Origin of the sequence: Parapedobacter sp. ISTM3 (genome assembly GCF_016533505.1) — a bacterium.
Classification (GTDB): Bacteria; Bacteroidota; Bacteroidia; order Sphingobacteriales; family Sphingobacteriaceae; genus Parapedobacter; species Parapedobacter luteus.
This window is the reverse complement of the sequence record NZ_JAENGN010000001.1, coordinates 251,658-264,106: the sequence shown is the minus strand read 5'-3', so window position 1 is coordinate 264,106 and position 12,449 is coordinate 251,658. Positions and strand designations below refer to the sequence as shown.

The following is a 12,449-nucleotide window of genomic DNA, read 5'->3' as shown; positions in this document are numbered from 1 at the left end:
TCCAATAAATCGCTTAGCTCAATTCATGTCTTTCCGTGAATGGTTCACTCATTCAAGTTTCATGGCGCGAAGGTATCGCAATTGACTTGCAATGGCAAGTGCTTTTGTCTTAATTAACGGCCGTTCAACAGAATTATTACGATGCTTTACATCAACAAGGTATCTATGCGGTGGCCGTGCACCATTTGCTGCTTTTCGGACCATACAAATACGGTAAAAGTCCCGTCCTGTGAGGCCACCATGGCCAGTGCATCATGCTGATCATGCACGAATTGGGCAGCGGCCAGATGCCGGGTCCCGCCGATATTGGTGGCGTCCAGCAGTTGAACGGTACTTTCCTCTACCGGCTCCGTAATCATCAATTGCGTTACCGGTAGCGAGTGCGGAGAACGCGCCACCTTTGCACCGAAAGCCAGCAAACAGTGATCTTGGGTAATCACCGTAGCGCCATCAATGGCTGAATACCCCCCTACGGCCCGAATCATTTTGCGTAAGGTGTCTGTAAAGCGATGACCAGGTGATGGATCACGATCATCGGGAGGCAACATCATGTGAGGCTCCACCAAATAGTTTATCGGCTTGACAATCGAATGCAGCCACGCTGAACTGTTCGGGGGCACCACCAAAAGCAGTGCACCTCGCCCGTGGCTGCGCATCGCCAATGCCAGCTGAATTAATATGTTTTCCGACCGCGCTGACGAAGAGTCGGATAGCCCCAATAAAGAAGAAAGCATGCCCGGGCAATCCGTCAACCCCCAATGGTTATCGTCGACAACTTTAATCTGATTGCCTTTTAATACCGCTACATTGATAAACTTACCCGTACCGTCATGATGTTTCTGTTTCACGACCAATAATCCAGCCTCGACCACTTCCACCACCATGCAATGCGCAGGCACATCATGGGTTGTGCCCCAGATATAAAAATTGTCGCCGTCCAGCCATATGCCCAGGTGAATCCCCGGCTGCACGACAGCGGGGGACAGCTTGACGAGGTTGTGCGGGGTAAAGCGTTGTTGATGGTGAAAAACCAAACTGCTGCCCGCCATATCCGGTGGCACAAAGGCCAGCGATATCTTCGGTTCATACCCTTCTTCCCTCCGGAGGCTCGCCCAAAATGCGGTATCAATCAAGCTTTCAACAACCTGTGCATCCGGTGCATGTTTTATCCCCGCGCCAGCACTATTCGCCTGCTTTGAAAAATGTGCGGCTATCCGATGTGATACGATCTTTGCCGCCAAATACGTAGGTTCTGAAATCATTTTTATTATTCGCCAAACAATTTCGTTGGTACTTTACTTTATGAGTTATATTAGCAAACTTAGGTAAACTATATGGACATGCGAAATATATATGAACAGCCACGTGCAAAAGAAAGCTCATGAAGCATTGCCACGCTTAATGACAGATCGAAAACAATAAAAACAAACAGTTATGATGCGATTTATCATTAATATATTATTGACGGGTTTAGCTATTTTCTTAGCGGCCTTGATCCTCCCGGAATCCGCGGTCCGTATTGCTGGATTCGGCTGGGCGATCTTGGCGGGGCTCATTATCGGTTTTGTGAATGCGACCATCGGCACAATGCTCCGGATTTTCACACTCCCGCTCAACTTGCTCACACTGGGACTCATTTCTTTTATCATAACGGTATTGATGGTCCAACTTACCAGTTATTTTATGGGCAGCAAATTTGACGTGGCCAATTTTTGGTGGGCGGCGGTATTCGCGATTATCGTGGCCTTGATTGAGCTGCTCTTCAACAGTATCTTTGGCTCGAAAGATAGCGACTGACAAAATTATGGTGCCCAAAAGCGATCGTTACTTGATCACGGATCGGGCACCAGGTTATGTATAATAATAAAGGTTAACGTAGCTAAGTCATTGGGCCAGGTAGCCACCGTCCACAGCGTAATACGCACCGTTCACGAAGGAAGCCTTGTCGGTACTTAACCAAAGCACCAGCTCTGCGACTTCGCTGGCCTCACCCAGCCGACCAGCGGGATGTTTGGAAACCAGCCAATTGATGGTGTCGTCGTCCATGTCTTTCAATAGCGGCGTATTAATAAACGCAGGGCCTACAGCGTTGGCCCGGATGCCCCCGGCTGCATACTCCAGCGCGATGTTTTTGGTGAGGCCGACGACGCCATGCTTAGCGGCCACATACGCGGCCGAGTTTGCAAACCCTACCTGCCCCAAGATAGAGGCCATATTGACGATAACACCTCCACCAGCTTGCAATAAAGCCGGTATTTGATAGCGGCAGCCATAGAATACGCCCGAGAGGTTGATGGCAATAACCTTATCCCATCCTTCTATGGGATATTCGCCCGTAGGCCCGGAAGGCCCGCCGATACCCGCATTGTTACATGCAATGTGCAGCGCGCCGTATTGTTCAACAGCTTGTTCAACCAAGCGCTCATTATCATCGGGCTTAGCGGTATCCGCGGCAATAAAAAACGCGTCCCCTCCAGCATCTTTAATCAGTTTTACCGTTTCCTCGCCACCCCCTACGCTGATATCAGAGACAACCACTTTTGCACCTTCCCGCGCATACGCCTGCGCCACGGCACGGCCAATGCCAGACGCTGCTCCCGTGACGACGGCTACTTTATCCGTTAATGTTCCCATAGTCAATTTCTTTTGTTGGTTTTGATATAACAAAGATAGGGACGTTTTGGTTGGCGAAAAGTGACGACGGTCAGACGCAAAAATGAGTTAGCCAAAATCAGCAGTCAATGCCTTGCGGAAAGCCTCTGGTGTAGTGCGGGTGTATTTCTTAAAGAACTTGGTGAAATAGGAATTGTCTTTAAAATTAAGCGTGTCAGCTACCGCAGCAACAGAAAGCTCGGGATTCACCAGTAATCGCTTAGCTTCCAAAATGATACGTTCACGAATCACTTCGCCAGCTGACTGCCCTAATAGATCGGAACAAATCGCGTTGAGGTGATTGGGCGTGATATACAGTAATGCAGCGTAGTCCTTGGGCAAGCGCAAGGATGCAAAGTGCTTATCCACAAGCTTCTGGAAATTCCGGAGGAGGGTTGCATTATACGAAAGCGGCGCTGGCTTGGCGGGCTCCTGCAACGTGGCCAGCTCCAAGAATAACGTCAAGGCACGAACGCGCAATTGGTCGATTCGCAACGTATCAAGGGAAGAGGCCAACGACACCATCTCATCGAACAAGGCGGTCACCCCCGTGCGCATGGATACAGGGATGTCCAGTACAGCCTGTTGTGCCTGACCGCGAAAAAAAGCAAACTCCTCCAAATAATCAGGCCGCAATAAAAATGATTGAAAGAATGAGGCTGTAAAATTGAGCACATATCCATCTACATTTCCCCGAAAATCCCAATGATGCACTTGCCCCGGAATCATCGCATATAATTGAAACGGACGCACTTCAAATCGATGAAAATCAATCGTATGACAGCCACTTCCCGCTGTGAAATACACCATATGGTAAAAGCTATGTCGATGGGGTACATGAAGCTTATGATGCATGTCGATATACGGAGCGAATGGCTGCACCAAAACATCGGGTTGAAAAGTCCCTAAACCCGCAATGTGGTATACCGGATAGCCCTGTTGTGCCATAGGTTGTAAGTATAGCATTTTTCCGCGGGTTTATGACGTTCATTTTTTGTTTTCCGGCTGGTACTGGAGCCCCGGTGTGAGCCAATGTAACAAAATGACCCGCGAATACCGGTAATTAAAAGGTGCGAACACCAGTGCTGTGGCAAATGCCACGATCAGGTAAAGCCAGGGGCCGTCCATATATCCGGTAAGGAAATAAGTACCCACACAAGCTGTCACCAGCTCGGCTACAGCCATGGCATAACTCACAAACATGGCGACATAAAAGTAACCTGGTTCGCGTTCAAAACGCAAACCGCAATGCGGGCAGGTTTCGTTCATCTTTTGCACCTTCAACCCATAAGCTTTGCCCGTAAATATATTTCCTTTACGGCAACGAGGGCATTTGGCATGCGCCACGGCCTTAAACGATGTCATCGTGTCCATTGGTTTTGTTGTATTCATGATGACACAAAGGTATTCTCGTGTAGCGATACGCTTTGGTAATATGTCACCGAATAATGGTACTTTTTACGGAATCGCAACCACGATAATCAGGCGCCCAGGGCATACACAACAATATTCACGGCAAACTGCGTATTGTCTTTGGCCAGAAAACGTTTATTTCGGAAGTCATAGTCCCACTCACAACCATAATCCTTATTGCTGTACAATACGCCGATTTTTCCATTGACCTCGATGGCTTTCAAGTAGTCATGCACCAAATCGTCTCCCCAGCCATTGAGTTCGAAAGAACTCGTAGGCGGTCCTTTTTCAAACGTAAAGAATGATGAATAAAGTGGGTGATCATTGGGGATTTTTTTCATCGCATCCGCACCGAAGAGCACACGCATCTGCTCCTCAAATGATCGGGCGAATAACCCGTCTATATCATGATTACAATCGTCGGCAAAGACAAAACCGCCGAGTTCAACATACTGCTTGAAATGATTGGCTTCCTGTTGATTGAATTGCACCAGTTTATGACCACTTAAATAGCAGAACGGATAATTAAACAATTCGTCACTTGCCAGATCGACTACCTTCTCTTCCATAGATAGGGGTATCGTCGTATATTCCAGCAGCGAGTTCAGGACATTGGATGGCATCCGCTGATCGGTATCCCAATCGCCGGATTGGTACTTCAGCCGCACAAACGTAAACGTTGATCGTAACATCCATCTAAAATAGCATGCTATATCCAAAAAACAATCCGTTTTCAGCCCTTTTATTGTAATTTTCTTGATAAGCATGCGCATACTGTTTTATTTTGACCAAAATTGGCTTTATATTGAGCATGTTTTCCCAAAACGGGTATTTTTTACTTTAATGCTGTTGCTTTGAACGTGTCAGAAACCATGGTAACGGAGTTGGTCTCCAGACTCTCCTTATTGAAAAAAGAAATCCAGAAGGTCATCGTAGGGCAAGATGACGTCATTGATGAAATTCTCGTGGCCTTGATGGCAGGGGGGCATTGCCTGTTGGAAGGCGTACCCGGCCTGGCCAAAACGCTACTGGTGCGGACGATGGCCCAAGCACTTGACCTGCCTTTCCGGCGCATCCAGTTTACACCAGATTTGATGCCAGCAGACATCATCGGCACCGAAATACTGGAAGAGGATAAAGAAACCGGCAAACGTCACTTTAAATTTATCAATGGCCCTTTATTTGCCAACATCATTCTCGCGGACGAGATCAACCGTACCCCGCCGAAAACGCAATCCGCATTGCTGGAGGCTATGCAGGAATTTGAAGTAACTTATGCCGGCAAAACGTATCCCCTCGACAAGCCTTTTTTTATCCTTGCGACGCAAAATCCGATTGAGCAGGCAGGCACCTACCCACTTCCGGAAGCGCAGCTTGATCGATTCCTGCTTTACATCAAAATCGGCTATCCTTCCGCAAACGAGGAAATACAAATACTGCGCAATACCACCGGAACGAAAAAAGAACACGTGAAAAGCATAATCGGCGGTAGTGAGATACAGCATTTACAACAATTGGTACGCGAAGTGGAAATCAGTGATCAGCTCGTCAAGTACGTCGGTGAATTCGTCCGGGCGACCCGCCCCGGCGATGGCGCACCGCCGTATGTCAACAAATGGGTGCAATGGGGTGCCGGCCCCAGGGCCGGGCAAGCACTTATACTGACAGCGAAAGCCCGGGCTCTACTGCAAGGACGTTTTGCGGCTATTCCTGATGACATCAACCAGATGGCTTTTCCCGTCTTGAGGCATCGCGTGCTGATGAACTTCGCTGCGGAAAGTGAAAAAATAACCAGCGATGATTTAACAAAAGAACTGATTAACATATTGGGCAGCAAGCTTGCCTAACCGCATATAGCGTTATGATGAAACAGCTACCTGATGCCAAAACGATGATAGCCATCAAAGATTTATCCTTGGCGGCCAAAACCATCGTGGACGGTTTTATGAGTGGCATAAACAGCAGCAGGCTCAAGGGAGAAGGAGTGAGTTTTAGTCAATACCGCAGCTATTTCCCCGGAGATGATCTGCGAAACCTGGATTGGAAAGTATTCGGACGTACAGGCCGGTATTACATCCGGCAGGCTGAAACGGAAAAGACCATTGCCGTGCATTTGATAGTAGATGCCAGCGCTTCCATGAATCACGACTGTGGCGGCTACCGCAAGATTCAGTACGCCGCGCAACTTGCCTCGGCCCTTGCACTACTTGCTTACCGCCAAGGTGACAAGGTAGGCCTTACCGTTTTCAATGGTGAAGGTGTTCAGCGCATTCCCTCAAAGCAGCATAGCCAACAACTACAACGCATCTACCATGTGCTGGGTAGCATGGAGGCCCAAGGCCGATTTGAAAATCTCGATCGGTATAAGCAATTGTACCAAGCTGCCGGAAGGGATCTGGTCGTGATCATCACCGACTTCTACGAACACCAAGATGAATTAACCAAACTGACGGCATTGCTTCACGCGCAACGACAGGAGGTAATCTTGCTTCACTTAATGGCTGAAAATGAGCTGGAGGGACGATTCAAGGGATATGATGCATTGGAAGACCTGGAGACCGGAGAAGTAATCATGCTCGGTCCGTCCGCAGCATTAGCACCGCAACCACTGAACAACTACTTGGCGGCGACCAAAAAGAAGCTACTCAACAACCAGGTTTATTATACGCTGGTCAATGCAAACGAGCTGCCTGCACAAGCATTAAGAGATTTTTTAGTCCGCAGAAATAAACAATCGCGATAACGTGTTGGTCGATTTTTTATACCCCCTTGGCTTTTTAGCAGCTGCCGGCATTATCATTCCGGTACTCATACACTTATGGCGCAAAGAACGGCGCAATGTACTGCAAGTGGGCAGCACCAAGATTTTTGGCGATATTAAAAAAAACCGCATCAACCGCCTGAGGATCAAGAACTGGCCCCTATTGTTGCTGCGTTGCCTAATCATCCTCGTCCTATCTTGTTTATTGGCTGCTCCACATATCGACATGAGCAGGCCGAAAGCAAAGGAGACAGGATGGATATTACTGGGGGCGGCATACCCTGAAAAGCTTGGTGAACGCCAACGGGCCATGATCGATAGTCTGCTCAAAAAGGGGTATGGGGCACGAGCCTTTGAATCCGGATTTCGCGAAATCAGCATACAAGCAGCGGACACCATCGCCCAATCGGCAAATCCATTTGCGCTCGTCAATCGGTTGAATACGATCTTGCCGACTGGATTTCCCGTGGCAATTTTCAGCGACTTACAAATCAGCCGACTAACGGGTGATATGCCCTCGACCGCGGTTGATCTGACCTGGCATGCTTTTGAAAACCAGGATGAAACCCCCGTTCATTGGGCTGCACGGGCGTGGTTCACGGCATCTGACAGCATCGCGGCAATCGTCGCATCATCAAGTACCGAAGGCACCAACTTTGAACGGCTCGTTGTTCAGGCTGATGGCAGCGAACAAGGCCTTCGAGTGAAGGCAGAGCAGGGGCAGACTTTGGTGAAAACGGATGGCCAGTTGGAATGGGTACCCGTAAGCAATCGCAAAATGCGCATCCGGTTTGCCGTAGATACCCCCATACCTGATCAGCGCTACCTCAGCGCACTGTTGGCCGCATACCAACAAACGACAGATTTGCCGATGGAAATGGCGGCATACCAACCGGGGGAGCCGTGTGACATCCTGTTTGACTTTACGGAGGCCGGCCTTTCAGATACGCTTATGACCGTTTCAGTCATTTTTCGTTATGCGCCCGGATTGCCAGAGGAGCAGCAAAACAATTACATCGTGCCGGTAAATGGCCACTTGAACAGTCCGACAGCAAGAGTCTACAAGATGATTGTTGCCGAGGATAACCAGGCGCCGGTCTGGCAGGATGCATATGGCAGACCTTTGCTAACCGTAAGTAGGCAACACGGATATACACTTTTCCGCTGTTACACCCGGTTTAATCCACAATGGACGGATCTAATCTGGTCGGAAGCTTATATAAACGGCATGATTCCTATCTTGGTCAACGCAAATGAACCGCTCCTTATCAATAGTTTCCATACGTATCCTCAGGACAAACGGCTACTGGCTGGCAGCGTTTCGTTACCTTATCGCACAACGACCGTCCGTGATGCGGGCCGTGTAGCAAGCCAGGCAAACGCGGTACCTTATTTGATCTGGATAGCGTTATTGGCCTTTGCTGCGGAGCGAATCATGACCTATAAGTCGAAACCAAATGATGAATAATACAGAAGGCTTAAAATGGGTACTAAAACGTAAGCAGCATTGGCTGGCCTACCAACTTGCGGCCAAGCTATGTTATGCTATTGCGGCTACATTGGTGATCGGTGCAGTCGTACTGTGTTTTATGCAGCCGCCACTTTGGGTATATCCACTGATATGCGGCATATTATTCTCAAGCCTGGTACATTTCGCTGGAATCGCCAAAATAAGCGACAGCCAGATTGCCGACATGCTTGACATCCGTTTCCCTCAGTTGGAGCACAGTACGTCGCTGCTATTGCGGTCGCCCGAGTCCCTGGGCATGCTTCAACGGTTACAGCTTCACCGGCTCTATAAGTCCGTATCCAGTTTGCCGATTCGTGAGTTTGTCAGCTACCGCATACTGAGTAAACCCGCCGGAACCCTAATGGCCGCGGCCATCACCTACTTCATCGTCTCACAATACGTGGCACCTCATTTGAACAGTGGCCAGGCAGACCGTCCACTACAGACCGTCACAAGCCCCAGGGATCCACTCAACTTGCCCCCAGCGATAACCGCAGCGCAAATAAGCATTGTACCGCCAACCTATACCGGTTTGCCGGAAAGCCAACAACATGATTTGGACATTACTGCTCCCGTTGGTTCTACCATTGGCTTACGCATCGCCACCTCCAGCAGCGTCCGCGAAATGGCCATGTTGCTTGATGGGAAAACCATACTCAATATGCACCCCCTTAGCACAGACAGCCTCCAATGGAAGGTCGATTTCAAGCCGCGCAAAAGCGGCTTTTACCAGCTGTCGCTGGATGGCGAGCTGTCCACTCTTTATCCGCTGGAGCTAATTGCCGACCTGCCGGTTGCCATCCGGGTAAGTAGCCCCGAGCAACACACCGTAATCGACTTCGGTTTTCCGGAAGCCGTCAAGCTACAAGCTTCACTGCAAGACGACTACGCAATCCACGGAGCACATATCATGGCTACGGTATCCACGGGCAAAGGGGAAGGCGTGAGCTTCAAATCACATGAAATACCACTCAACGCCGCAGTAAGAGGCAAAAAAGACGCAACAATCGCGCAGACGATTGATCTGAAGAAGTTAGGCATGGGACCAGGCGATGAACTTTATTTTTATATGAAAGCCAGCGACAACGCAGGGCAGGAGAGCCGATCCGATGTATTTGTAGTCGTCTTGCAAGACACGGCTGAACTCTTCAGCATGTCGGGTATGGTGAGCGGCGTCGATCTCGTACCCGAATACTTCAGAAGCCAGCGGCAAATCATTATCGACACGGAAAAGCTCATTGCCGAAATGGACTCGCTCTCCACGCCAGAAGCCCACAACCGAAGCAATAACCTGGGCATTGACCAACAGCTCCTACGCCTGCGGTATGGGCAATTCCTGGGCGAAGAGGCCGAAGATGCCATCGGAGGCCACATAGGCCATGATCATGGCGATGGCGAAAGCCACAGCCATGGGCACCTGCCAAAAGAAGAAGTGGTAAGTCACGCCAAAATCCGGGATTGGAAAAACCACGATCCGAACCATGAAGGCCATGAAGAACATGCAGCAGCGTTTCAAGAGGAACAGCCTTCGGAAGTGCCCGTCAGCGTGGAAGCACTGATCGCCGAAATGTCCCATCAACACGACCGCGCTGAGGATGCCACCTTTTTTGATGCCGAACAAAAGGCCCACCTTAAAGCAACGCTTACGGAAATGTGGAACACCGAATTACGCCTGCGCACCTACAAGCCCCGAGAAGCCTTACCCTATGCCTATAAGGCCCTTCGCTTGTTAAAAGAACTGCAACAGAAGTCGAGGGTTTACGTGGGTAAAGCGCCTACTAAAACAACGCCGTTGAATCCCGAAAAGCGTCTTACCGGAGAGCTGCTGGAAATCACAGGCGGAAAACAGCATTATAAAGCACCGGCCACACCGGACCGGTTGACGATGCAACAGCAACTGAAACGTGCGCTCGCCTATCTCTCCAACCTCAAAGCTACCCAACAATTGGATGAAGCCGGCCGTCAACTCCTCGTTGAAGCAGAACGTAGCATCATGGATGCAGCCAGCCTGGAGCCTACCCGATACCTTACCGCACTTAAGGCGATACGGCTGCTGGAAGAACATGACGGAAAGAATAGCCTGGCCGAAATTCAGTTGGTTGAAAAAGCCATCCACGAGTTGCTGCCAACGCTTCAGCAACAGCCACAAAAAAAGGGCTTTGCAAGTGAAGGGGCTATTTATCAGCTTTATTTCGAGCAATTAACCATGAATTAAACTATGATGTTGCTCCACGCACTTTTTATTGTTTTTGCACTTGTCCTGTTTTGCTACATCGTCGTGAATGAACGGCGGTCAAAAAGCCGAGTGCCGTACCTCGTCAGGTGCACCGCCGGACTATTGGCAATAGGGGCGCTCACGGGACTGCTATTTCCACTGAGCTATCCATCAAGCTGGTCCTTCTCCCCTAACTCCGATGAACTGGCAATCTTTACTCGGGGAACCCCGGAAACTGCTATCGATATTTCAGTGAGAAACAGCGATGTCGTCACCACAGACAGCATAATCGCTCGCAAATTCCAGATTCCGCTTATTGAAGATTGGGAGGCTTTTCTTCAGCAATATCCCCACACGCCATTTGCCGTCCATGGGTTTGGCCTTACTCCGTATCAATTAAAGGCACTTGACGGCCATCCGATACGTTACCATGCGCCCGAGCGGCCCCACGGATTCATTTTCGGTGAGTGGCCACTGCAACTACCGGCTTCTACGCCGCTTGTTATGCACGGACAATACAACAACCCCTCGGAACAAGAAGCCAAAGTCATCCTATTAAGTGCCGCCCAACCTGTCGATTCCGCGATTATACCACCGCAAAGCACTCACCCATTTACGCTCACTTGCCACCCCAAACAACTGGGCAACAACCTTTTCAGCGTGCTGGCGATAGCTGGACAAGATACCCTGCAACACGAGAAACTACCGGTGACCATTAGGCCCTCGCAACCACTGCATGTGGTGATGCTGGCCGCCTCGCCTTCTTTTGAGTATAAATTCCTGACCAATTGGTTTCAGCAACTGCATTATGGTACGGCCTTCAGGGCCCGCATTTCTACTGGCAAATTTTCGTTCAGCTACAGCGAAGCATCCTCGACATCGCTGGCATACCCACTTGGTGAGTCTACATTCAAGCACACGGACCTATTGATAGCCGATGAAGCCGAATTGGCTGCATGTTCCCGGCATGAACAACAAGTGATAGCCGAAGCCGTCCGCTCGGGGATGGGCCTCCTCCTGTTTATCCATGACGGAAAAACCAGCTCACTGCTGGGCAAACAATTCCGAGCTTCCGCCATTTCAACGAAACATGAGCAAGGTGTCACCATGCGATCTGCAGCCAAAAAGGATTACCCCCGGTTACCGGTTAGCGCCCTCAGCACGATTCAAATCAATCCATCCCAACGCCCCCTACTATACCATAACGAGCAAGTCGTTGCGGCCTCACAGCTTTATGGCAAAGGATTCGTCACGGCGATGACTATCAGCAACAGTTACATTTGGTGGCTAAGGAATCAACAGGCAAGCTATGCCCAATTTTGGTCATTTCTCCTCGACAACACCGCTGCTGGCCGCCGGCAAAACCCGCATTATGTGCAAACGCCGCGTTTTCCAACAGCCCATAAACGGACGGACCTGTCGCTACAACATCCAGACACCCCAATTAGTATAGACGGAACGGCATACCCGCTACTGCAGCATGAGTCTTTACCCGACTTCTTCCAGCTATCATTTTGGCCTCGGCGCACCGGATGGCATTCCATGGAGGTCCAACAAGGCGATAGTACATGGTTTTATGTATATGATAATTCCGATTGGCAAGCGGCAAAAGACTTTGCCGCAATGCAAGCCATGGAATCTTTCGTGACAGAAAACAGCAAAAAACGCCCTGAAGAAGCCAGAAACAAATCCAGATTAAAAAACGAGGTACCGAAATGGCTATTTTTTCTCTTATTTCTAATAGCAGCAAGCATATTGTGGTACGATTCAAGACAATATAACCAAAATGTTATGTAAATCTTGCAGATTTTGCATTTACAAACCTTATTTTGGTTTCATAATTTAACAGGTGCGGACTACACACGCTTTTTTCTGTCAACACCCTAATAAACAGTACT

At 49.4% G+C, this 12,449-nt stretch carries 11 protein-coding genes; 6 read left to right on the top strand and 5 right to left on the bottom strand.

Going from position 1 to position 12,449, the window contains the following annotated elements:
- Positions 1-146: 146 nt before the first annotated feature.
- Positions 147-1,262, bottom strand: a complete 1,116-nt coding sequence (locus tag JHJ32_RS01100; protein ID WP_200119292.1) for a putative sensor domain DACNV-containing protein — start codon at positions 1,260-1,262, stop codon at positions 147-149.
- A 172-nt stretch (positions 1,263-1,434) separates the two neighbouring features.
- Here JHJ32_RS01100 and JHJ32_RS01095 point away from each other — a divergent pair, with 172 nt between their 5' ends.
- Positions 1,435-1,797: a phage holin family protein gene (locus tag JHJ32_RS01095; RefSeq protein WP_317043084.1), complete on the top strand. Its 363-nt coding sequence runs from the start codon at positions 1,435-1,437 to the stop codon at positions 1,795-1,797.
- An 87-nt stretch (positions 1,798-1,884) separates the two neighbouring features.
- Here JHJ32_RS01095 and JHJ32_RS01090 read toward each other — a convergent pair whose 3' ends face one another.
- The 4 genes from JHJ32_RS01090 to JHJ32_RS01075 all read right to left on the bottom strand — a co-directional run bounded on the left by JHJ32_RS01090 (position 1,885) and on the right by JHJ32_RS01075 (position 4,757).
- Positions 1,885-2,634 carry an SDR family NAD(P)-dependent oxidoreductase gene (locus JHJ32_RS01090; protein WP_200119290.1) on the bottom strand — a complete coding sequence of 250 codons (750 nt, stop codon included), beginning with the start codon at positions 2,632-2,634 and terminating at the stop codon, positions 1,885-1,887.
- Positions 2,635-2,721: 87 nt separating this feature from the next.
- Entirely contained in the window at positions 2,722-3,600 is an 879-nt protein-coding gene (locus JHJ32_RS01085) for an AraC family transcriptional regulator (protein ID WP_079714772.1), read from the bottom strand.
- Positions 3,601-3,639: 39 nt separating this feature from the next.
- On the bottom strand, positions 3,640-4,044 hold the full coding sequence (locus tag JHJ32_RS01080) for a DUF983 domain-containing protein (protein ID WP_233632424.1): 405 nt from the start codon (positions 4,042-4,044) through the stop codon (positions 3,640-3,642).
- An 89-nt stretch (positions 4,045-4,133) separates the two neighbouring features.
- Complete coding sequence (locus JHJ32_RS01075) at positions 4,134-4,757, bottom strand: DUF4159 domain-containing protein (protein WP_200119288.1); 624 nt, start codon at positions 4,755-4,757, stop codon at positions 4,134-4,136.
- A gap of 168 nt (positions 4,758-4,925) precedes the next feature.
- Here JHJ32_RS01075 and JHJ32_RS01070 point away from each other — a divergent pair, with 168 nt between their 5' ends.
- Genes JHJ32_RS01070 through JHJ32_RS01050 form a run of 5 tightly spaced genes read left to right on the top strand, consistent with a single transcriptional unit; the run spans position 4,926 to position 12,348 of the window.
- A complete protein-coding gene (locus tag JHJ32_RS01070; RefSeq protein ID WP_370584461.1) occupies positions 4,926-5,912 on the top strand; it encodes an AAA family ATPase in 987 nt (328 codons plus the stop codon).
- Positions 5,913-5,926: 14 nt separating this feature from the next.
- Positions 5,927-6,808, top strand: coding sequence for a DUF58 domain-containing protein (locus JHJ32_RS01065; RefSeq protein ID WP_200119287.1), 882 nt, complete (start codon positions 5,927-5,929; stop codon positions 6,806-6,808).
- Between the two features lie 4 nt (positions 6,809-6,812).
- The gene (locus JHJ32_RS01060; protein ID WP_200119285.1) at positions 6,813-8,294 is read left to right on the top strand and encodes a BatA domain-containing protein; all 1,482 of its coding nucleotides are present in this window, start codon (positions 6,813-6,815) and stop codon (positions 8,292-8,294) included.
- Complete coding sequence (locus JHJ32_RS01055; protein WP_200119283.1) at positions 8,284-10,551, top strand: hypothetical protein; 2,268 nt, start codon at positions 8,284-8,286, stop codon at positions 10,549-10,551. The genes JHJ32_RS01060 and JHJ32_RS01055 overlap by 11 nt, the downstream gene beginning before the upstream one ends.
- A gap of 3 nt (positions 10,552-10,554) precedes the next feature.
- Positions 10,555-12,348, top strand: coding sequence for a hypothetical protein (locus tag JHJ32_RS01050; RefSeq protein WP_200119281.1), 1,794 nt, complete (start codon positions 10,555-10,557; stop codon positions 12,346-12,348).
- The last annotated feature ends 101 nt before the right edge of the window (positions 12,349-12,449 follow it).

Excerpts from the sequence above, each read along its gene's own strand:
- JHJ32_RS01090 (WP_200119290.1), bottom strand. The coding sequence starts at position 2,634 with ATGGGAACATTAACGGATAAAGTAGCCGTCGTCACGGGAGCAGCGTCT.
- JHJ32_RS01075 (WP_200119288.1), bottom strand. The coding sequence starts at position 4,757 with ATGTTACGATCAACGTTTACGTTTGTGCGGCTGAAGTACCAATCCGGC.
- JHJ32_RS01085 (WP_079714772.1), bottom strand. The coding sequence starts at position 3,600 with ATGGCACAACAGGGCTATCCGGTATACCACATTGCGGGTTTAGGGACT.
- JHJ32_RS01100 (WP_200119292.1), bottom strand. The coding sequence starts at position 1,262 with ATGATTTCAGAACCTACGTATTTGGCGGCAAAGATCGTATCACATCGG.
- JHJ32_RS01055 (WP_200119283.1), top strand. The coding sequence starts at position 8,284 with ATGATGAATAATACAGAAGGCTTAAAATGGGTACTAAAACGTAAGCAG.
- JHJ32_RS01095 (WP_317043084.1), top strand. The coding sequence starts at position 1,435 with ATGATGCGATTTATCATTAATATATTATTGACGGGTTTAGCTATTTTC.
- JHJ32_RS01080 (WP_233632424.1), bottom strand. The coding sequence starts at position 4,044 with ATGAATACAACAAAACCAATGGACACGATGACATCGTTTAAGGCCGTG.
- JHJ32_RS01050 (WP_200119281.1), top strand. The coding sequence starts at position 10,555 with ATGATGTTGCTCCACGCACTTTTTATTGTTTTTGCACTTGTCCTGTTT.
- JHJ32_RS01065 (WP_200119287.1), top strand. The coding sequence starts at position 5,927 with ATGATGAAACAGCTACCTGATGCCAAAACGATGATAGCCATCAAAGAT.